The following is a 21,161-nucleotide window of genomic DNA, read 5'->3' as shown; positions in this document are numbered from 1 at the left end:
AAACCGGCTCCCGTTTGCATGCGTAGGGCGGCGAGCTCCTCAGTCGGCAGCGCAAAGCAATACCTTGAACTTGACATTTCAATCTTGCCGTGCTAAAAATGGTGTGTTTAGCGTCTCAAAAGCATGGGATCAATTGAACTGCTCCCCGTTTCGACCGGACACCTGGCGTAAGCAGGAAGGCTCAAGGATATCCTTGAAGACAGGCTTATGTCGGATGATTATCGGCGCATTGAACTGATCACGGGGACGGCCCGTCGGCGGTATTGGTCGACGGAGCAAAAGCTGCGGATCATCGAGCAAAGTTTTGGGCCGGGAGAGACGGTCTCATCGGTCGCCCGCCGCCATGGCGCGGCGGCGAACCTTCTCTATCGTTGGAGGCGCCTGATGAGCGAGGGAGGCGCGACCGCCGTGGGATCGGACGAGCCCGTCGTCGGCAATTCGGAGGTCCGCAAGCTCGAGGATCGGGTGCGCGAGTTGGAGCGCTTGCTCGGCCGCAAGACCATGGAGAATGAGATCCTCCGCGAGGCGCTTGCCAAGGCGCACGCAAAAAAACCGACCTTGCGGCTGCTGTCGTCGCCCAAAGGCGGTTCCCGATGAAGCGCGTCGCCGAAGCGCTCGGGGTGTCGCGCTCCAACCTGGCCGAGAAAGCGCGCGGCAAGACGCCGTCGCGCGGGTCCCTACATGAAGACTGAGGACGACGCCTTGCTGCCGCTCATCTGCGGCTTCGTCGATGAGCGGCCGACCTATGGCTATCGCCGCATCGCCGCGCTGGTGAACCGGAAACGGGCGCAGCAAGGTCTGCCGCCGGCCAACAGGAAGCGGGTCCATCGGATCGTGCAGCGTCAAGGGTTGCTTCTGGAGCGCCATACGGCGCGCCGGCAAGGCCGCGCCCACGACGGCAAGATCATGGTCATGCGCTCCAATTTGGGCTGGTGTTCCGACGGCCTGGAGTTTTCCTGCTGGAACGGTGACGTCGTCCAGATGGCGTTCATCATCGACGCTTTCGACCGTGAGATCATCGCCTGGACCGCCGTCTGCGGCGCCGGGATCAGCGGCTCGGACGTCCGCAACATGATGCTGGACGCCGTCGAAAAGCGTTTCAGGACAGTGAGATCGCCCAACCCGGTCGAGCATCTCTCTGACAACGGCAGCCCTTACACGGCGAAGGAGACCCGAGACTTCGCGGCGGCCTTGAACCTCATCCCGTGCTTTACGCCCGTACGCAGTCCGGAATCGAACGGGATGTCGGAGGCGTTGGTCAAAACCTTCAAGCGCGATTATGTTCGCATCAACCCCTTGCCGGACGCCCAAACAGCGCTCCGGCAGATCGCCGGACGGATCGACGATTACAACGAAATCCATCCTCATTCAGCGCTCAGGATGCGCTGCCCACGGGAGTTCATCCGAACTCAGGCCCAGTAACCAGCGTGTCCGGTGAAATAACGGGGGCACTCCACCATTCGTGGCCAAGCCTGGGCAGGGCATAATGACTACGATTTTATGGAGACAAGGAAGGACGCAAGTCGCGGAAAAACGCTTCAAATGGCCCGGATCGGCGCCGCGCCGATAGCCAACTCCCTATTACAGAAGTTGCCCATAGGGCGAGATCAACGCCGATTCTGATAAACTCCTGCATGGACGGCCTTCCGGCTCTTGTGCAACTCCGGCGACCACGTCTTGGCACTTTGATTCCGTTGAGGCGGAGCTGTCCACAACCTCAGGGACGAGCGCGGGAGGCCGACTCGCCGCACGACAAAGCGAGCTTCTCCCGGTCCTCTATTTTCAATACGTTGCCGCCGGCGGCCGCCGAGAGACCGCTTTCCAGAACAAGGCACTCGTCTAGGCCATCCTGATGCGCGCCGCGGGCCGAGGCATTCATCACGCTTGGCAGCGACCCCAAGCATCTCGGCGCGCAGATCGGGTGCTCGCTGTCTTACATATGTGGCGCCAAACACTCACTCATCATCCGCATGTCCAGTGCCTCGCGGCGGACGGTGGCCTCTCGCCGGACGGAAAGCGTTGGATCGCATGCCCCACAGACGACGAACATGCTCCGCCGTCGGCGCGTATCGGGTCAGTTCGATCAATTTATTGAGCAACGCCACTTTGCGCGGCGTGACGGCGACGTCCTTACCAACAGTGAAACCCCTAATCTCATCGAGCGGCGGACCACTCGCTATCCGGAAAGGCCTTCCGCGTCGTTCGCGCAAACTTGGAATCAACCGCGCGACGCGCTTGGAAACATTGCATCCGTTTCATGCCGTGAGAACTGCGTTCTAAGGCTTATCCGACAGCGCGGCAGCGCCGACCGACGCGATCTCGATGTCCCAATCTGGCTGCGCGGAGCTGACGCCGACCGCGCCGACTATCTCACCGTTCACGGTCAACGGCTGGCCTCCATCCATTTCGACAAAGCCAGCCGTCACGGCGGCAACCCGCCCAGCATGGACCGCATCTTCAAGAGCCTTGGTGGGCTTTCCGAACAGCGCCGCCGTGCGCGCCTTCGCTGGCGCGAGTTCGGCCGAAGCGACCATGGGAGACCGGTCCATGCGGTCGAAAGCGATCAGATAGCCGCCATTGTCGACGATAGCGACGACGCAGGGCCAGCCCTTTCGCTGCGCCTCTGCTTCGGCCGCCGCTATCACCCGTCGCGCGGCATCGAGCGTCAAGACATGCCGCGTCGGCAGGTCGGCGGCAACCGCGCTCGCCGTCGTCGCCAGAGCCACGACGGCATAACTAGCGATTGAGATCTCTACCGCACGCCGTGTTGCGCGGCATATCTCAACCGCGAGCCTCCGCGCCGAGGCCATATTCGCCAACGTCGTTACGGCGCCGCGCGCGTCAATACCTTTGATTAACGTTCTACACGACATCTCTACCATAGGTATGAATTCCGCAGGAAATGTAGACTCTGAGTTACAGCGCCCTGTGCTCGCTGTAACCGAGGCTCTGTCTCGTTGCCAATAGAGCACGCAACAAATCATTTTCATACGACCGCTTTATGCCGCGTCGACGGCTTCGCGCCCGATCTGCGGGGCCGACGCCCTGCGGGTTCGATGCGTTCTTGCTGGGGTGATGGCGTTGGACGTTGAAGGTGTTGTGAGCTATTGTTTACATTGATAACTGGCTCACTCCACCAGCTTGGCTCCGAGTGCTCGCTCCGGCCTCCTTTCCTCAACATGACAAGGCCGGACCGACCGTGCGTGGCTAGACGTTCTTTGCGCTGTCCCCGCCGGTCACCTCGTATTCCGCACCTGTCACCATCGCGGCGGCGTCCGATGCGAGGAAAACCGCGGCCGGAGAGATGTCGTCCGGTTGCAACCAGCCGACCTCCAGCGGAATGGTGGGCGCCCGCGCGTCCCACGCTTGCAGCGGCGTCGGGTGGTCCGGAGGAGTTTGTCCCACTTGAGCCATGGCCGCTTGGAGTCGCGGGGTATTCAGCGTCAATGCAGTGCCCACGAGGCCAGGGACGAGTGCGTTGACAGTGATGTTGTATTGACCAAGTTCGAGCGCCGCGGACTTCATCAATCCCAGGATGCCCCATTTGGATGCTGAGTAGCTCGCGGCGCCCTTGGTGCCCTGCCTGCCCTGCATGGAGGAAAGCACAATGATCCGGCCATAGTTGCGGGCCACGAGCTTCGGTCCGAACGCCCGAATAGTATTCGCTGTACCGTTGAGATTGTTATCGATCGTATCGCGCCAGTCGCTGTCCTTCATTTCCATCAGCGGCGTCCAGCCCTGGATGGCGGCGTTGGCGACAATGATGTCGATTTTGCCGTAGTCGTGCTCTACTTGGTCAGCCGCCCTGCGCAACGCGTTGATGTCACGGATATCGGCGCGAATGGAATCCGACCGCCGGCCATAGGCCTGAATCTGCCGAACCGTTTCGGCAAGCTCGTCAGGGGTCGCGGGCACGGCGGCCGAGGTCGGACTGACCGGCCCCGCAATATCCAGCACGACTACGTCGGCCCCGTTCGCCGCAAACTCTACCGCGATGGACCGCCCGATGCCACGGGCAGCGCCCGTCACTACGGCGACTTTGCCCGCCAGAGAAGACCCACGGCCTGGACGGACGGGGCCGGCCGACTTGTTCGAAGGCGGTTCAGGCGCGGGCTGGCCGTCAAGTTCGAGTCCTCCGCCGTCGGTACGGCCTGATGGCATCGCAGCTACCGCAGGTTGCGCAGCGCCCGCGAGAACCACGCCGGCGGCGAGCCCGCCGCCGAGAACTAGTGACCGCCGCACCGGATCATGGTTCGTACGCTCAACCAACCGATCGCTATCTTGCCTCATGCAACACTCTCCCACGAATTACACCACGACTGGCCCTCTAAGCATAGTTGACGCGAGACCGCCGACATCGGCATTGGTCTTAATCAGCCTAGGTCATGATCCCATAAAGGGGATTCCCGAAGCTGCCTCGAAGGGCATCGTAAACCGGCAACACCGGCGAAACTTATGCCCTGAACTGTAGCTGACGGAGATCGCCATTGCGTAGGCTCGGAAACTACTCAGACCTATTTCCGTCGCGGCTGACCAGCACGCGGTCCGCGCCTGACGTCGAATTGATCCCACCCGCGTCTCGCCGCGATGTACAAACCGTGATAACATTACATCTCCGATTGGAGAGCAACGATCTGAGATAGCAGAATGCCAGAAAGCCGTCCGCAGCGGGCCAAAGCGGCCCGACCGCGACCGAGCCGGCCGCACGACTCTCCTCGCCGCTTCGCGGACTTCGCAGTCGTCGGAATAGGCGCCTCGGCGGGCGGCCTTGACGCCTTCAGCAAGCTGGTGGGCGGCCTGCCCGCCGCTAACGGCATGGCCTTCATTCTTGTCCAGCATCTCGATCCGACCCACGAAAGCATGATGGTCGAGCTGCTGGCCGGCCACACGTCGATGACCGTGCGTCAGGCAACGGATGGCATGTTGATTGAGCGCGAGCATGTCTATGTCATTCCGCCAGGAACCTACCTCTCTGTGGGCGGTGGCGCCCTGCACCTCTCGCAACCGCAAGCGCGTCACGGCGCGCGCCTGCCATTCGACTTCCTGCTGCACTCGTTGGCCAAGGAGTGCGGCGCCCGCGCCATCTGCGTGATCCTTTCGGGAACAGGGGCCGATGGCAGCCTCGGACTCAAAGCCGTCAAGGAGAAAGGCGGCCTCGTCATTGCGCAGGATCCCGACGAGGCGAGTTATGACGGCATGCCGCGGAGTGCAATCATGACAGGCGCGGTGGACCTTGTGCTTCCGGTGGCGAAGATTCCCGACGCGCTGGTCAAATACGGCCGCCGAATGGCGCTCGCACGCGTGCAGAGCAGTTCGGCGCCCCAGGGTAAAACAGAGGATTGGTTGCCGGAGATTATCGATCTGCTGCGCGCGACGACCCCGCACGATTTCGGGCTTTACAAGCAGGGTACGCTACGGCGCAGGATCGAGCGGCGCATGGCGATGGTGGCGATTGAAACCGATGACAGGGATCGCTATCTCGAAATTCTACGGAGTGACACAGGCGAACTCGACCTTCTCGCCAAGGACCTGCTCATCAACGTCACCAACTTCTTCCGTGATCCGAAGGTGTTCGATCTCTTAGCGGGGACGATCGTTCCCGATCTAGTTCGCAGCTGGACGTCCGATCAACCCCTTCGCATCTGGATCGCTGGCTGCAGCACGGGTGAGGAGACCTACTCCCTCGCCATGCTTTTCCGCGAGGAAATCGCGGCGGCGAAGCGCAACGTCAAGCTGCAGGTCTTTGCATCCGATGTCGACCCGAGTGCAGTAGCCAGCGCCAGAGATGGCTACTATCCGGAAGCGATCGAGGCGGACGTGTCGCAGGCGCGACTCGCCCGCTTTTTTTCGAAGGAGGATCACGGTTACCGAGTATTGCCCGAGCTGCGCGCGTCGGTGGTCTTCACGGTCCAGGATGTGCTGGCCGATCCGCCGTTCTCGCGCCTCAACCTGATTTCTTGTCGGAATCTTTTGATCTATTTGCGGCCCGAGGCGCAAGCGAAGGTCGTCTCGCTTTTCCATTTTGCGCTACGCGAGCGCGGCATTCTCCTGCTTGGCAACTCGGAGACGATCGGCAACGTCGACGGCCGCTTCGAAGTGATCTCCAAGTCGGAGCGGCTCTATCGGCACATCGGTCGCAGCCGGCCGGGCGAATTTGGCTTTTCGATGAGCTCCAGTGACGGCATGCGAGCCCCGGTGCGCCCGGGACTAGGCCAAGCGCCCTCGCATCAAGCCGCTCTCGCCGACCTTTGTAAACAGCTGGTGATAGAGACCTATGCGCCGGCAGCGGTGCTGATTAACCACAGGCATGAATGCCTCCATTTCTTGGGGCCGACGGACCGCTATCTTCTCGTCGCGCCGGGGCAGCCTACTCACGATTTGCTCGCCATGGCGCGTCAGGACGTGCGCGCCAAACTCAGGTCGGCAATCCAACAGACCCGTCAGACGAACGCGCGAACTGTTCTCGCCGGCGGCCGGATGAACCACAATGGCGCCCCAGTTTCGTTCAGCATTGACGTAAGGCCAGTTCTGAGCGCGGGCGAGAAGCTGCTGTTGATATGCTTCATCGACGAGCCGCCCCCGGAGCCTAGACGAGGTCGCCCGGCTACCGCGGGAGACGCTCCGCGCCTTGCCGAGGTTGAGCAGGAACTCGAAGCCGCGAGAATCGAGCTCCAGGATGCTATTCGCAGCCTCGAGATGTCGAGCGAAGAGCAGAAGGCGATCAACGAAGAAGCCTTGTCCGTCAATGAAGAATACCAAGCAACGAACGAGGAACTGCTAGCGTCGAAGGAGGAACTGCAGTCGCTCAACGAAGAGCTCACGGCCCTCAACAGCCAGCTCCAGGAAACTCTGGAGCGACAGCGCACGACTTCCAATGATCTGCAAAATGTCCTGTACAGCACCGATGTTGCAACACTCTTCCTCGACGCCAACCTGAACATTCGCTTCTTCACGCCGGCCACCAAGTCGCTCTTCAGCATCATTCCGAGCGACGTCGGGCGTCCTCTCGCGGACCTCAGCTCGCTGGCCGTGGACGGCGCTCTTCTGACCGAAGCCCAAATGGTGCTGCAAACCTTCGCGCCGCTCGAGCGGGAGGTCGAATCTCACAGCGGAGCCTGGTACATCCGTCGCATATTGCCCTACCGCACCCAAGACGGCGAGGTCGAGGGCGTCGTCATCACCTTTGCCGATATCACCGAGCGGAAACGTACGGCGGACGCGCTGGAGGAAGCTCAGCGACAAGCACAGTTGGCCAATGTCGCAAAATCGCGCTTTCTCGCCGCTGCGAGCCACGATCTTCGCCAGCCGTTACAAGCTCTCAGCCTGATGCGAGGCGTCTTGGCAAAGAAGATCAAGGAGAACAAGAACGAGGAGGCTTTGAAGCTGGTCGCCCGGCTCGACGAGACTGCGGCCGCCATGTCGGGCATGCTGAACGCGCTGCTCGACATTAATCAGCTCGAAGCCGGCACGGTTCACGCCGAATTGGTCAGTTTCCCGATCAATGGTCTACTTGATCGCTTGCGGGATGAGTTCACCTATCATGCTCAAGCGCAAGGACTTGCTTTGCGCGTGGTTTCATGCGGCCTTTTGATCTACAGCGATCCGCATCTGCTCGAGCAAATGATCCGCAACTTGCTGTCGAACGCATTGAAGTACACCAGGCGCGGCAAGGTGCTGCTCGGTTGCCGAAGGCGCGAAGGTAGGCTGAGCATAGAAATCTGGGATACCGGGCTCGGCATCCCCGATGAAGAACTTCAAGCGATCTTCGAAGAGTACCATCAGCTCGACAATGGCGCGCGGGAACACAGCCGAGGCCTTGGCCTCGGTCTCTCCATCGTCCGGCGGTTGGGGAACCTGCTAGGCCATGGAGTCCACGTCCGCTCAGATCTGGGCAATGGCTCGGTCTTCGCCATCGAGGTCATGCTCCCGCCGAGCGAAACGGCGCCACGGCTTGAACGCCACTGGTCCGGCTCGGATGACAGGATAGTTGAAGGCCTTCATCGCACTGGCGCGATCCTGGTCATCGAAGACGATCCCGAAGTGCGCGAACTCCTTGAGCTCCTTCTTAAGGACGAAGGCCATTACGCGGCAACAGCTCCGGACGGCATCGCAGCGCTAGAATTGACAGCGCGAGGGAGGATCACACCTGATCTCATCCTAGCAGACTACAATCTGCCAAACGGTATGGACGGACTGCAGGTCGCCACGAAGCTGCGGGAGAAGCTCCATCGTGAGATCCCGGTTATCATTCTGACTGGCGATATATCGACCGGCGCCTTGCGCGATATCGCGCTTCATGACTGTGTACAGCTCAACAAACCGGTAAAATTGACGGAACTGACGCGAGTCATCCAACATCTCCTCCCAATATCGCAATCCGCGGTCTGGCCTCCGCACGCTGACCGCCCTGCCGAAGCAGCCGGCAGTCCTGAGCCGCCTGTCATCTTCGTCGTCGACGATGACAGTCACGTCCGCGAGGGGATTCGCAGCGTGCTTGAGGAAGATGGTCGGACGGTCGAGGATTATGCGAATTGCGAGGCATTCCTCGAGGCTTATCATCCAGGGGGCGAAGCATGCCTCTTGATCGACGCTTATCTACCGGGAATGAACGGGCTCGAATTGCTACAACGGCTACGCGATGGGGGCCATCGGCTCCCGGCCATCATGATCACCGGCAATAGCGACGTGCCGATGGTGGTTCAAGCAATGAAGGCGGGCGCTTCGGATTTCATCGAGAAACCAATCGGGCGCAGCGAATTGCTCGCCAGCGTCGAGCGCGCTCTTGAACAAATGCGGGATTCGAGCAAGCTATTCACCTGGCGGGAGACCGCAGCTAAAGGCATCGCGGGTCTGACTCCGCGACAGCGCCAGATCATGGAGCTCGTCCTCGCCGGCCACCCGAGCAAGATTATCGCCGCGGATCTCGGCATCAGCCAACGTACTGTCGAAAACCATCGCGCCCTGATCATGAAGAAAACAGACTCGAAGTCTCTCCCGGCGTTGGCGCGATTGGCGCTCGCCGCTGCCTGGAATGGCGCCGATGAGCCACTCATTCAATTTGGATCTCCAGACACGGCCCGCGGCAAATAGCCCGTAGGTAATTTCCGAGCCTACCGTGGGTGTATCGCGCGTTGGTATTCTGCGACCGCGCCATAGCTGATGTAGCGGTAAGGCGAGTGCCTATCCGGCACGGCTCTTTCACGGGTGGGAGATTTCATTGCCAGCACGAGGAACAGCGCTTCTGCGCTATAGCAACGAGTCCGTGGCGTTCACACAACAGGAACTTTACGCCCGCTGGCTGACAGCGCAGTTACCACCGGGAGTCGAAACACTGGATTTGCAGGTTCAGCGATGCACTATGCAACTATGCAAGAAGCCAAATGATCTGGAACAATATATCTATCTCTCTCAGCTGGCGCACGACAATCTGACACTCTTTTTCAAGGTTCTTTCGACCGATCCGGCCCGTTTCATTCCAATCGTCTACGACCCCACAGCCGGTTTAGCATGCCTCGAGTTTGGGCACATTTATCACAGGCGCAATGGCATTTATCTTTCAATTGAGCAGCGCGGCAGGGTTAAGGAAATGCTCTCGCGCTGGCCGGCGAAGGACGTCCGCTTTATTTGCGTAAGCACCGGCGCACGTATCCTCGGCCTGGGCGATCTCGGCGCCGACGGCATGGGGATTCCCGTCGGCAAGCTGCAACTTTACACCGCATGCGCGGCTGTTCCGCCAGAAGGTCTACTGCCTCTGCTGCTGGACTGCGGCTCCGATAATGACAAGCTGCTTGCCGATCCACTCTATCTTGGCCTCAGACGCAATCGACCAACGTCAGACGATCTCGATAGCTTTGTCGATGAGTTCGTTCAGGCGGCGCAGGATCTTTATCCCAAGTGCTGCATCCATTTTGAAGGCTGGAAGGGTACGGACGCGCTGCGTCTGCTGGCGAAGTACGCCGACAAGATCTCCTGCTACAACGACGACATCCAGGGCGCCGGGAGCGTGACCGTCGCGGGCCTTTACAATGCCCTCAAAATCGTCAAGGGACGTCTCAAGGAGCAGCGCATATTGTTATTCGGCGCAGGTTCGGCTGCCATCGGCATTGCAAACATGGCCGTCTCCGCAATGAGACTAGACGCGGTGTCCGAAGAGGACGCTCGTAGTCGAATCTCTCTCTTTGACGTGAACGGTCTACTCGAGCCCTCGCGCACCCACCTCACCCCAGATCAAAAGCGATATGTGCATCCGCATGCGCCGACAAAGAGTCTCCTCGCGGCGATCAACGCCATTAAGCCCACGATCCTAATCGGAGTAAGCACCGCGGGCAAGACCTTCACGAAAGAAGTGGTAGAGGCGATGACGAGACTGAATCCGAGGCCGATCATTTTTGCACTCTCGAACCCGACCGAGCGTGCCGAATGTACTGCGGAGGAAGCTTACAGCTGGTCTGGAGGCAAAGCGGTTTATGCCGCCAGCGTACCATTCGATCCGGTGAAACTGCGCGGTAAAACGTATCTGCCAGGACAAGCCAATAACTTCTTCATCTTCCCGGCTGTGAGCCTTGCCGTGTACGCGACCGAAGCGAAACGCGTTCCGGACGAGCTGTTCATCCAAGCAGCAAAGGCGTTGGCGGATCAGGTGAGTCCACAGCAACTTCGCCACGGCATGCTCTTTCCGCCACAGAAGGATATCCTCAAGATCGAGGTTCAAACCGCAGTCGCCGTGGCGCGGAAAGTCTTCGCGCTCGGTTTAGCGCGCGTCGAAATGCCCGCTGATCTTTCGGCTTGGATGCAGTCGCTGCTCTACAAGCCGGAATACGTGCGCGAAATAGAGTAATTTCAACTTTTCCGATGCGCGCGACCGGGCGCGGTCGAGCTGACGCCATGGCTGGGGTGGCGCGATCACGAGAAGGCGCTCCCTGTTCATCCAACCATTCGTTTATCCGTCGGCGCGATCTTCGACGCTTGCCACCGTCCGATAGGCAAGCTCGACTTCGGGGGCCGCGTTAGCGCATAAACTGTGCAGCACCAAGGAAGAAGAAACTAGCCGTAATCGATCCAGGGCCGGCTCGCTGAGCGATCTGTCGCCGTTTGGTTCGATACGTTATGCGTGTAAGCGTCCGCGTATCCAGATAAGCTCCGACTTGCTCGTAGGGAGAGGACTCTCGATATAAAGCAACGGAGCCAAGCAGCCGAGGGCAGCTGAAATCAGGCTGACTTCTTTGCCGAGCACCATGCCAGCCGACCTTTCTGGAATCCGAACGAGCTTATGAGACCTGTGTGCGGGTAGGTCTTTGCTTTTGATTTCCTTAATTATTTCACGCGCAGGATATATTTTGACGTCGGCTTGCGCGGATGGATCCGCACCACCGCGGCGTCGGAGCGCGCGCAACGGGGCTTGGCCGTCAGACAACCTGCACGGTGATCTTCAGCGTACGCTTGAGATTATAGGCGATGGCGGTCAGACGAACTTGGACGGCAGCCTTGGCCAATCCTCTCCATCGCATCGGCGCAGGCCGTAGCTTCGCTTCCAGGTTCCGAAGATTTTCTCGATCCTGCCTCGCACCCGCTGGATGGGCTGGTTCCAGGCATCAAGGCGGGCAAGCATTTCGGCTTCGGCACGGCCCCACATACCGGTCGCCCCTATGCGTGGCGTACCGCCTTTAGCGCGCACCGCATCGCCGAAATGGCTACCGCGATAGGCGCTGTCGGCGAACACCTCGCCGGGATTGTCGGGCAAAGCGTCAGGGCCAGCCTTGCCGTCATTAATATTGGCTGGCGTGACGGCGATCTCCTCCGCCAGCGCCGTGTCGGCATCGGCGCCGACATGGGCCTTGAAGCCATGCACGGCCGGCTTGCCCTTGTGCTTGACGCAATGCGCGTCACCATCGCCTTCGCTGGCCGATGCAATGATCGCAGCCCAGCGATCGCCTCGAACAGCGATCGGTCCAGTCTATGCGTGATGAGGATCATGCGGAAACGAACGAAAGCTGTGCGTTCGGGCGTCGGCTCCGACGATGAAAAACCGCAGAACCGCCGGAACGAGGCGCGGTCGTCCAGCGCCTCGGCGAGCTTCCGAAAGATCGCACCAAACCGAAAGCGGCATCGCCTTGAACATCGAAAGCGGCGGCCAGGCTGCTTCGCCTTTCGCGCTCGCATGAACATCCCGAACCGTCGTGGCGACCGCGGCCCAGTCTATCAAGTCCAAAAGCTCATCAAGCGTCGAGGCCGCCTTTGGAGAAGCTGAAAAACCAAGCCGTTCCTGACCGATAGAGCGATGCGCCATCACCTGCTTCCTCCAATCCGTCAGCAAGTGAATTAGCCATTCCAGATCCTGTCCAGCCCGCGCACAGGTCTCTCTAGAGCGTTTTTCTTTCAGGTTGGATCATATCCAGCTGCGGCGAAGAAGTTTCCGCATTGCTGTGGCGTGAAGAGATCGATGAGGCGGCCGATGGCGCGCCAAAGGCCGCTGACGGTTCGCTCGGCGGCTTTTCGCAGATGCGCTTTGAGTTTCGAAAAGGCTTTTTCGATCGTGTTGAAGTCAGGACTATAAGGCAGCAGATAAAGCAGGCTCGCGCCAGCCGCCTCGATCATCGTGCCGACGGTGGCGCCCTCGCGGCTTGACAGATTGTCGAGCACGACGATATCGCCCGGCTTGAGCGTCGGGACCAGAACCTCGGCGACGTAGAGACGGAACAGCTCGCCCTTGATCCGCCCGTCAAACACTCACGGCGCGATCATTCCGCCGGTGGTGAGGCCAGTGAGGAAGGTCATGGTTTTCCAATGATGGGATGGGCGCCCCCGACGGCGTCACTGTGCGAGAGTGTCGGCGTTTAGAACCGCGAGGTAAGACGCCCATCATGGAAGTTAGCACGATCGGACTGGATCTGGCGAAAAACGTATTCCAGGACGCACGGCGCCGTCGCATTCCGCAAGAAGCTCCGGCGAGAACAGGCTCTCGTTTTTGCGGGCCAGCCCCGCTGCCTTGCGGCTATGGAGGCTTGCGCCGGAGCTCATCATTGGGCGCGGGCGATCGGCGAACTCGGTCACGAGGTGCGGTTGATCCCACCCGCCTAGGTGAAGCCGTTCGTCAAGCGCCAGAAGAACGACATGGCCGACGCCAAGGCGATCTTCGAGGCGGCGCGGAGGCCGACCATGCGCTTCGTCGCCGTCAAGAGCGAAGCGAAGCAGGCGTCGGCCGTCATCTTCAGGACGCGCGATCTTTTAGTCGGACAGCGCACGCAGATCTTCAACGCGCTCCGCGGCCATCTGGGCGAGTATGGGTTGATCGCGCCGCAAGGTCCTTCGCATATCAATAGGCTGATCGCCGAGGTCGAGGGTGCTTCTTACGCCATTCCCGAAGCAGCGCGAACCTGTCCGTTTCGGCTCGTCGATATGCTGCGCGCTCTTCAGACGGAAATCGCGGCGCTCGACGCCGAGATATCGGCGCGCGCGAAGCGCGACGATGTCGCCAAACGCCTCATGACCGTGCTCAGGGTCGGCCCCGTCATCGCCACGGCCGCAAATGGCCTGGTTTTATTCCTCCCCGCTGGCCGGCTTTACTCCGTTGAAACCTAGGCTTACATGTTTCTTATATTGGCGCGCTGGTGGGTGACTGGTACGTTCAGTCCGCGCGTGCGCATCGGAACAGCCGTGACGTCAGCCCTTTATCCGGGCGCGTCGATCACGGGCGATGCGGGCGAAAGTGCCAAGCCGGTGCTTCTGCGCGTCGTCAAGGCTATTGAACAGTGGTTCTTCCGCGTCCGCCAGCTGCTTTAACGCTGCGCTGGCGCTGCCCAGATCCTCGGCGCGTTGGCGCAGGAGCTCGACGGGATTCGCCGATTTTTGTTCCCTGTACCGCTCGACGCGTAACTTCGCAAGAGTGCGCAAAGCTGCTTCGTAGGGCGGCCAGTTCTTTTCTTGGTCGGGCGTCAGCTTCAAACCAGCCTTGAGCGCCACAATGCGTGCATCCACAACTGCGGCCCGATCTTCCAACGGCAACCGTCTCGTATTTGTTAGAGCTGAAACTTTGTCACCGGTGGGGCTCTGTTGCGCGTAAGCGAGGCACGAACTGGCAAGCACCAAGGCAATCGTTCCAGCAAACAACGTTTTCCGCCTCATGAGTGAACTCCAAAACTTGTTCATTATTCTTCCTCTCATACCGAGCCACGCCCCTGGGCGGGCGAGATGGGCTATGGCGAGTACAGCTCCCACTTTTTCTAAAATCGGCGTTCGCCACAGGCGGTCGTCGTCAATCTTGATCAGTCGACTTGGGCCGCAGCGAATGCGAGCCCAATCTTGAAGATTCATCGACCGCTGCGGCGCTGATCTACCAGCAACCAACTATGGGCACCGGCACCGGCACGCAGGCACCAAACCCGTATCCGGGACCGTAGTAGCTGCCATATCCGCCACCGCGGAACCCGCGGCCTCCATGACCCCGACCTCCAAATCCGCGACCGCCGCCGCCGTGGCCGCCGTGGCCGCCACCACCCGCATGACCGCCGCCTCCGTGGCCACCGCCTCCGCCTCTGCCGGCAGCGAATGCGTCGCCCGCGACGAAAGCGCCGCCCAACACTAGCGCAACGGCGAGAGCGACAGCTGTTTTGCGAAGCATATCTTTATCTCCTTAAATAGGATCACTTGGTCGCTAAGACCGCCTTCGAACCACCCACCTTGATGTAGGCTAATTCTTTTGGAACCGAAGCGGGCCCAGTCCTGCGCGACGCGAACGCGCCCTCCCGCGCTTTCGCTTCAGCGCCATCAATCCAGTCGGTTTGGCTTTTTGCATCGAGCCTTCCGCAGCGAACGGCATTCGATTTGCACGTCGGGCACAAGCAGCTGTCTTTTGCCTCGCCGCACGTGAAGCGCGTCATTTGTCGTCGCCGTGATTGAGGTCTTCCTGATTGTTCGGACGGGATCATTGCAGCGGATGATTCAACAATGGAAGGCTCGGAAACTACTCACTTCGAAACATCACTGGGCTCGCGTCGACAGCGATGCCGGGATGATCGGCGAGCCAGACTGCCGCTGTCGCCTGCTCCCGATCAGGCAGCAGAGTCACGGTGCACCGCCGTTCCGGATCGCAGACAATCGTCCCACAGCGATGATTGCGCCGCCACGACCAGTCATCGATTCCAATGACGGTGAGCCGCTCCACCGGATGGCGAGCACGCCGGCGCACGACGCGCGGCAGCATGTCGTTGCTTACCGGCATTATGACGCGTTGGGCAAAAGAGGCAGCTGGCCAGCCACCGAGCGCAAGGCCAAGATGATGAACAAGGCAATCTAGCCGCGCGGTACGCCACGCCGACGCGCCAGCACGTCGCTCCAGAAACGCTCCGTGAAGATCTGCTGGCCGCACGGGACGGCTTCGCAGCAGGATCGCCGGGCTATGACCGATAGCCGAACGCTGCGTCCGCAGAGAGGAAAGCCCGTTACGCATCTGCGATTCCGGCTATGCACGCTTCGAGAAGCGGTTGCGCACGAAGGGCAGACGCTGTCGCCGCTCCCGCTTCCCACGACGATAGTCATCTGACCTGACTCGCAAAGAATGTCCTGTCCGACGAACGCAGCGGGCACGATTGCGGATGGGCGAAATGCATGAGCCATTGCAGCGTCCCTCTCAGAAAACATCGCAGGCGGCAACTACACTGCATCAAATGTGAATCAGACCCAATGTTCCGCGCGTATCCACACTGGTGATCCCGGGAAGCTTGGCCTATTGCTCGATGACGCATGGCGCTCAGGGATCCCTTCCATGCAACTGTTCGCGCGAACGCTGAGCCGAGATCTCGACGCGGTCAAGAATGCAATAAGCAGCCGAAGGCCAGATCAACCGACTGAAGGCTCTCAAACGAGTTAGTATGGCCGCGACGGGAGTAGGTCTGAGTAGTTTCCGAGCCTACTCTTCGCGATCTCCCATCGGCTATGATTGAAACCAGGGAACCTGTGATCGGACCGTATCACTCCGCGCGCCTTATCCGGCGTAACGCCGCGTGGGGATTGACGCGCTTTGGCCGCAATTTGGAGATCCGACCATGCAGCCGACGCGCAACACATTGTCCGGGAACATCCGGGTGCACTTCGTCGAACTTCCGAAAAGGCACCTCGCGGCGTCGATCGATCTGCGTACTCAATTGAAACAGGCGTGTCGGAACGTGCATGGACCATGTTTCACCGCTCTTCAAGAACTAATCGACAAAATCTCGGCGGCGGTCGAGAATTATTCCGGCCTCGCCGAGCGGGCCGGCGGTACTCTGCACAGCACCATCCAAATTATGGCGGACCGCTCCTTGCTCGTAACCTACGTCTCGGCACAGCTGCTGAGGATCGGCACGCATTCGCTGTTTCCGGCGGCCTCTCAGCGTTCCGCCGACCGATACCAGAGGCCATCGATCAAGCGACAACCTTTGGCGATGCAAATGCCGCCGCCTCGTTGCCCGTACTCTATGCACGGCATCTACTCTACCTCACCATGAGGTCCCCCTTCAAAACTGGGACAACGCATTTGGGCTGGGCGAGTTGGCGCGAGACTTGACAGAATCATCTGGGGGCCGGGCAAGCTCTCGCACGCAGGACGGCGACCCTGCGGCTTCGACCCATATGCGGCGGCGCGCTGCGAGGTCCGAATGGGTCTAACCAAGTTCGCGCTCAAGTTTCGCGTAACGTTTTACGCCATGATCGTGCTCATCCTGTTCCTGGGCGGCGCTGCGATCGTCGCGATGCCCAAGGACGTGCTGCCGAACGTCAACATTCCCGTCGTTTCGATCATCTGGACCTATACTGGTCTCGACACGCTAGAGATGGAACAGCGCGTCACAACCTACAGCGAATTCTCGCTGAGCAACAACATCAACGGCATCAAAAACATCGAGAGCCAGACGCTGCAGGGCGTCACCGTCGAGAAGGTCTATTTCCAGCCCGATGTTAGCATCGACCTCGCGATCGCGCAGATCGTGGCCTCCACAAATTCTATTCGCGCCATCTTGCCGCCTGGCATCCAGCCGCCGATTGTGGTGCAGTACAATGCCTCCTCGGTTCCGGTGATCCAGTTGGCGCTGGCGTCGGATAAGGAGAGCGAGCAACAGCTCTATGATTACGGCCAGTATCGCGTGCGCCAGGCGATCACTGCGGTGCCGGGCTCGACCATTCCGGCGCCGGAGGGCGGCAAGCTGCGGCAGATCATGGTGGACCTCGACCTGCACGCCCTGCAGGGGCTCGGCCTGGCGCCGACGGACGTGGTGACGGCCATCAGCGTGCAGAACCTAACGACGCCGAGTGGGCTGGCCAAGATTGGCGCCACCCAATACGCAATTCAGACGAACGCGACGCCGACGACCATCGAAGAGTTGAACCGCATCCCGATCAAGGTGGTCAACGGCGCCCCGGTGCTGGTGCAGGATGTCGCCTATGTGCGCGACGGTAACCAGGTGCAGCAGAACATCGTACGGCAGAACGGCAAGCGGGCCGCCCTGCTGACCATCCTGACGAACGGCAGCGCGTCGACGCTATCGGTAGTGAACACGGTGAAGGGCTTGCTGCCGTCGATCCGCGCCGCGGCACCGCCGGATCTGAAAATCACGCCGCTGTTCGACCAGTCAGTGTTCGTGTCGAGCGCCATCAGCGACGTGCTAAGCGAAGGATCAATCGCGGCTGGGCTGACCGGGCTGATGATCCTGCTCTTCCTCGGCTCCTGGCGGTCCACGCTGGTGGTGCTGGTATCAATTCCCCTCTCCATCCTGGTGTCGCTCGCCGCCTTGGCCGCCCTGGGCGACACGCTGAACATCATGACGCTGGGCGGTCTCGCCTTAGCGGTCGGCATCCTGGTGGACGATGCGACCGTGGCAATCGAAAACACTTACCGACTGATGGAGGAAGGCGAGGATTTCCCGACCTCGGTGGTGCAAGGGGCTGCCGGGATCGCCAAGCCGGCGCTGATCTCCACTCTGTCGATCTGCTGCGCCTTTATCTCGGTGCTGTTCCTGACCGACGCGGCGCAATATTTGTTCACTCCGCAGGCGCTAGCCGTGGTGTTCGCGATGCTCGCCTCCTACATTCTATCACGTACGCTGGTGCCGATCATGATCGACGTGCTGGTCAAGTCCGAGTTCGCCCGGCGGAGCGAGACATCCGACGGCAAGCCTGGCCTGTTCGGGCGCATCCATGCCGGGTTTGAAAATGGCTTCGACCGATTCCGTCTTGGCTACAGCGCTTTGCTGCATGCCTCCGTCGCCCGACGCTGGGTGACGTTGTCGATCGCCGGCGCCACACTCGTGATGGGCGGGGTGTTGCTGATGTTCATAGGCGAGGACTACTTCCCGCAGATCGACGCCGGGCAGATCACCCTACACGTGCGCGCACGGTCGGGGTTGCGGATCGAGGAGACGGAGCGGGTGTTCCAAGGCGTAGAGGACGTGATCCGGCAGCTCGTCCCCTCGGCCGATCTCATCCTGGACAATATCGGGCTACCCGCAAACAACTATAACCTGGCGTTCTCCGACGGCTCTGCTGTGGGGTTGAACGATGGTCAGGTGATGGTGTCGCTGAAGGCCGGCCATCCATCGACCTTCGCCATTACGAAGAAACTGCGGGTGGCGCTGCGCGAGCGTTTCCCCAACGTCGTCTTCTACTTCCAGCCAGCCGATATCATCACCCAGGTGCTGAATTTCGGCTTGCCGGCGCCGATCGACATCCAGGTGTCCGGCCAGGACCGGGTGAAGGACCTGGAGGTCGCGCAGCAGGCGGTGATGCGTCTCAGCGGCGTGCGCGGCGCGGTGGACGTGCATCTGCAGCAGATCGTTGACGCGCCGAAATTCTTCGTCGACGTCGACCGCGTGCGCGCCTCCCTAGTCGGGCTGAACGAACAGCAGATCGTCAACAATCTTAACACATCGCTGAGTTCGAGCTACCAGGTTAGCCCGAACTTCTGGACCGATCCGAAATCAGGCATTCCCTATCAGCTCGCGGTGCAGACGCCGGAGTACCGCACCGACTCGCTGTCCGACATCGAGAACACGCCGTTGCTGGTCAGCAACAACGGCGCCAGTGCGCCCAACCTGCTGGCCAACGTCGCCACTATGACTCGGGTGAGCGAGCAGACCGTCGTCAACCACGTGAACACGCGCCCCACCTTCGACGTCTACGCCAACGTCCAGGACAGGGACCTTGGCGGCGTCGAGAGTGACATCACCCCAATCATTACCGACCTCGCCAAGCAATTGCCCCCGGGCGACACCATTAGCGTGCTCGGACAGATTCAGTCCAAGAACCAGTCCTTCTCCCGCATTGCCATTGGTCTGTGCGCAGCCCTGGTCCTGGTCTACCTGCTGATGGCGGTGAACTTCCAAAGCTGGGGTGATCCGCTGGTCGTGCTGCTGGCCCTGCCGCTGGCGTTCTGCGGCATCTGCGCCAGCCTGTTTATCACCCAGACGATGCTATCGATCCCCTCATTGATGGGGGCCATCATGAGCGTGGGCGTGGCATCGGCCAACTCGATCCTGCTGGTGACTTTCGCGCGGGAGCATCGCGAGGAAACGGGCTGCGGCGCAGCCGAAGCCGCGATTCTGGCGGGCGAGACCCGACTGCGCCCGGTGCTGATGACCGCCGGCGCGATGTTCGTGGGCCTGATCCCGATGGCGCTCGGCCTCGGCGATGGGAGCGAACAAAATGCCGCCCTGGCGCGCGCTGTGCTAGGCGGCGTGGCGGTCGGGACCTGCTCCACGCTGCTATTCGTGCCGTTCCTCTATGCCACGCTCCGCACCGCTGCCGTCCAGCCGCCGAAGGACTACGCATGACCGACAAACAAGCTCGTATTCCGCTCCGCCCGCTCGCAATCGCTGGGCTGGCCGTGGTTGGGCTGCTGGGATGGGGCGCCTGGCTGCACTATGGACGCACCGCCGAGGCCGCGCAGACGCAGCGGCAGACACATGATTTCGTGCCCACGGTGCAAACCGCAGAGGCCAAGCGCCTTGATGGGCCCATGCCATTCACGCTGCCCGGCACCATCGCCGCGTTCGACCAGGCGACGATCTTCGCGCGGGCGACGGGATATATCGCCGACCGACGGGTCGATATCGGCAGCCGGGTCCATAAGGGAGATCTGCTCGTGCGAATCTCCGCCCCGGAGCTCGACCAGCAACTGGCGCAGGCGATCGCCCAACTGGCGCAGACCGAGGCCTCGCTCACGCAAGCGAATGATCAGGCGCAGTCGGCTACCTCGAACACCGCCCTGGCTAACGTTACCAACGGCCGCACCGCCAAGTTGGCTGTTCAGGGCTGGGCGACACTGCAGAACGCCGACAACACCCGGCTGGGTCTGGTAGGATCGGTAGCCAGCCTTGCCGCCGCGCGTGCGGCGGTGAAGGTCGCGGAAGCCAACCTCGCCGCTCAGCACGCCACCGTGCACCGGCTGCAGGAATTGACGGGTTTCGAGAACGTCATTGCACCCTTCGATGGCATCATTACCAGCCGCGGCGTCGACGCCGGCGATCTGGTAAGCGCCGATAGCAGCGGGCAAATGATGTTCACTCTGGCCCGCGACAACATCGTGCGGGTGACGGTCGATGTGCCGCAGAGCGGGACGATCGGCATCCGCGACGGCCTGTTGGCGCAAGTCCACGTGCCGGAGCTGCCCGGCCGCGTGTTCGAAGGTCAGGTCGCTCGCAGCGCCAGCGCCCTGGCCCTGGGTTCGCGCACGATGCAGGCTGAAGTGGATGTGCCCAACACTGACGGCACGCTGCGTCCCGGCCTTTATGTGACCGTTGACATCGGCATCCCCCGCACCGCCCCAGGCGTTGTCGTGCCCGCTGAAGCGATCATCTTCAAAGGCGACGGGCTTAGCGTGGCGGTCGTCCGCAGCGATGGCGCGATCCAGATGCGGACCGTCTCAATCTACCGGGATTTCGGTACCAGCGTGGAATTGCGGGGCGGACTGCAAGGCGGCGAGAACGTCGTGCTGAGCCTACCGGTGAACCTGGTAGACGGCAGTAAGGTGAAGTTGCAGGACGCAGCAGCCCCCACCGAAGCGCCGATGGCCGAGAACTGAGGGAACCGCGACAGACAGGACGCCATCTCCAGGGCCGGAGCGGCGATGCTGTAAGGTGTTCTCGTCATAGCCCGTGCGGGCTATTGATATCGTGGGGAACGTTTCTGTCAGACGT

The 21,161-nt window shown here is 60.9% G+C and carries 13 protein-coding genes and 5 pseudogenes; 8 read left to right on the top strand and 10 right to left on the bottom strand.

The window, feature by feature from the left end; translation table 11 throughout:
* Window positions 1–207 precede the first annotated feature (207 nt).
* Window positions 208–1,422, top strand: a pseudogene (locus WDN46_04805) (IS3 family transposase).
* A 295-nt stretch (window positions 1,423–1,717) separates the two neighbouring features.
* Here the strand turns inward: WDN46_04805 and WDN46_04800 are convergent.
* Window positions 1,718–1,879: a hypothetical protein gene (locus WDN46_04800; protein MEJ0092754.1), complete on the bottom strand. Its 162-nt coding sequence runs from the start codon at window positions 1,877–1,879 to the stop codon at window positions 1,718–1,720.
* Between WDN46_04800 and WDN46_04795 the strand changes: the two are divergent.
* Window positions 1,853–2,026, top strand: a pseudogene (locus WDN46_04795) (transposase). The gene WDN46_04800 and the pseudogene WDN46_04795 sit on opposite strands and share 27 nt — an antisense overlap.
* Here the strand turns inward: WDN46_04795 and WDN46_04790 are convergent.
* The 3 genes from WDN46_04790 to WDN46_04780 form a co-directional block, all read right to left on the bottom strand.
* Window positions 1,956–2,210, bottom strand: coding sequence for a hypothetical protein (locus WDN46_04790; protein ID MEJ0092753.1), 255 nt, complete (start codon window positions 2,208–2,210; stop codon window positions 1,956–1,958). The pseudogene WDN46_04795 and the gene WDN46_04790 sit on opposite strands and share 71 nt — an antisense overlap.
* A 66-nt stretch (window positions 2,211–2,276) precedes the next feature.
* On the bottom strand, window positions 2,277–2,726 hold the full coding sequence (locus tag WDN46_04785; GenBank protein ID MEJ0092752.1) for a heme-binding protein: 450 nt from the start codon (window positions 2,724–2,726) through the stop codon (window positions 2,277–2,279).
* A gap of 481 nt (window positions 2,727–3,207) precedes the next feature.
* Complete coding sequence (locus WDN46_04780; GenBank protein MEJ0092751.1) at window positions 3,208–4,290, bottom strand: SDR family NAD(P)-dependent oxidoreductase; 1,083 nt, start codon at window positions 4,288–4,290, stop codon at window positions 3,208–3,210.
* Window positions 4,291–4,647: 357 nt separating this feature from the next.
* Here WDN46_04780 and WDN46_04775 point away from each other — a divergent pair, with 357 nt between their 5' ends.
* Both WDN46_04775 and WDN46_04770 read left to right on the top strand, forming a co-directional pair.
* Window positions 4,648–9,090, top strand: a complete 4,443-nt coding sequence (locus WDN46_04775) for a chemotaxis protein CheB (GenBank protein MEJ0092750.1) — start codon at window positions 4,648–4,650, stop codon at window positions 9,088–9,090.
* A 127-nt stretch (window positions 9,091–9,217) separates the two neighbouring features.
* Entirely contained in the window at window positions 9,218–10,837 is a 1,620-nt protein-coding gene (locus WDN46_04770) for an NAD-dependent malic enzyme (GenBank protein MEJ0092749.1), read from the top strand.
* A gap of 624 nt (window positions 10,838–11,461) precedes the next feature.
* Here the strand turns inward: WDN46_04770 and WDN46_04765 are convergent.
* The 3 genes and pseudogenes from WDN46_04765 to WDN46_04755 all read right to left on the bottom strand — a co-directional run bounded on the left by WDN46_04765 (window position 11,462) and on the right by WDN46_04755 (window position 12,786).
* A complete protein-coding gene (locus tag WDN46_04765) occupies window positions 11,462–11,848 on the bottom strand; it encodes a transposase (GenBank protein MEJ0092748.1) in 387 nt (128 codons plus the stop codon).
* A 140-nt stretch (window positions 11,849–11,988) separates the two neighbouring features.
* Window positions 11,989–12,159, bottom strand: a pseudogene (locus tag WDN46_04760) (transposase).
* Between the two features lie 216 nt (window positions 12,160–12,375).
* A pseudogene (locus WDN46_04755) lies at window positions 12,376–12,786 on the bottom strand (transposase).
* 71 nt (window positions 12,787–12,857) lie between these two features.
* Between WDN46_04755 and WDN46_04750 the strand changes: the two are divergent.
* Window positions 12,858–13,521: pseudogene (locus WDN46_04750) on the top strand (IS110 family transposase).
* Window positions 13,522–13,659: 138 nt separating this feature from the next.
* Here the strand turns inward: WDN46_04750 and WDN46_04745 are convergent.
* The 3 genes from WDN46_04745 to WDN46_04735 all read right to left on the bottom strand — a co-directional run bounded on the left by WDN46_04745 (window position 13,660) and on the right by WDN46_04735 (window position 15,217).
* Window positions 13,660–14,145, bottom strand: a complete 486-nt coding sequence (locus WDN46_04745) for a Spy/CpxP family protein refolding chaperone (GenBank protein MEJ0092747.1) — start codon at window positions 14,143–14,145, stop codon at window positions 13,660–13,662.
* A 184-nt stretch (window positions 14,146–14,329) separates the two neighbouring features.
* The gene (locus WDN46_04740; protein MEJ0092746.1) at window positions 14,330–14,617 is read right to left on the bottom strand and encodes a hypothetical protein; all 288 of its coding nucleotides are present in this window, start codon (window positions 14,615–14,617) and stop codon (window positions 14,330–14,332) included.
* Window positions 14,618–14,959: 342 nt separating this feature from the next.
* On the bottom strand, window positions 14,960–15,217 hold the full coding sequence (locus WDN46_04735; GenBank protein MEJ0092745.1) for a hypothetical protein: 258 nt from the start codon (window positions 15,215–15,217) through the stop codon (window positions 14,960–14,962).
* A gap of 823 nt (window positions 15,218–16,040) precedes the next feature.
* Here WDN46_04735 and WDN46_04730 point away from each other — a divergent pair.
* From WDN46_04730 to WDN46_04720, 3 genes are all read left to right on the top strand, one after another.
* A complete protein-coding gene (locus WDN46_04730; GenBank protein ID MEJ0092744.1) occupies window positions 16,041–16,481 on the top strand; it encodes a hypothetical protein in 441 nt (146 codons plus the stop codon).
* 150 nt (window positions 16,482–16,631) lie between these two features.
* A complete protein-coding gene (locus WDN46_04725) occupies window positions 16,632–19,796 on the top strand; it encodes an efflux RND transporter permease subunit (GenBank protein ID MEJ0092743.1) in 3,165 nt (1,054 codons plus the stop codon).
* Window positions 19,793–21,046: an efflux RND transporter periplasmic adaptor subunit gene (locus WDN46_04720; GenBank protein MEJ0092742.1), complete on the top strand. Its 1,254-nt coding sequence runs from the start codon at window positions 19,793–19,795 to the stop codon at window positions 21,044–21,046. Before WDN46_04725 ends, WDN46_04720 begins: the two co-directional genes overlap by 4 nt.
* Window positions 21,047–21,161: the final 115 nt, after the last annotated feature.

This window comes from Methylocella sp. (genome assembly GCA_037200525.1).
Classification (GTDB): domain Bacteria; phylum Pseudomonadota; class Alphaproteobacteria; order Rhizobiales; family Beijerinckiaceae; genus Methylocapsa.
The sequence above is the reverse complement of the archived record's forward strand: the minus strand, read 5'-3'. Positions and strand labels throughout refer to the sequence as shown.

Excerpts from the sequence above, each read along its gene's own strand:
- WDN46_04800 (MEJ0092754.1), bottom strand. The coding sequence starts at position 1,879 with ATGAATGCCTCGGCCCGCGGCGCGCATCAGGATGGCCTAGACGAGTGC.
- WDN46_04780 (MEJ0092751.1), bottom strand. The coding sequence starts at position 4,290 with ATGAGGCAAGATAGCGATCGGTTGGTTGAGCGTACGAACCATGATCCG.
- WDN46_04775 (MEJ0092750.1), top strand. The coding sequence starts at position 4,648 with ATGCCAGAAAGCCGTCCGCAGCGGGCCAAAGCGGCCCGACCGCGACCG.
- WDN46_04745 (MEJ0092747.1), bottom strand. The coding sequence starts at position 14,145 with ATGAACAAGTTTTGGAGTTCACTCATGAGGCGGAAAACGTTGTTTGCT.
- WDN46_04740 (MEJ0092746.1), bottom strand. The coding sequence starts at position 14,617 with ATGCTTCGCAAAACAGCTGTCGCTCTCGCCGTTGCGCTAGTGTTGGGC.
- WDN46_04735 (MEJ0092745.1), bottom strand. The coding sequence starts at position 15,217 with ATGCCGGTAAGCAACGACATGCTGCCGCGCGTCGTGCGCCGGCGTGCT.
- WDN46_04730 (MEJ0092744.1), top strand. The coding sequence starts at position 16,041 with ATGCAGCCGACGCGCAACACATTGTCCGGGAACATCCGGGTGCACTTC.
- WDN46_04725 (MEJ0092743.1), top strand. The coding sequence starts at position 16,632 with ATGGGTCTAACCAAGTTCGCGCTCAAGTTTCGCGTAACGTTTTACGCC.
- WDN46_04720 (MEJ0092742.1), top strand. The coding sequence starts at position 19,793 with ATGACCGACAAACAAGCTCGTATTCCGCTCCGCCCGCTCGCAATCGCT.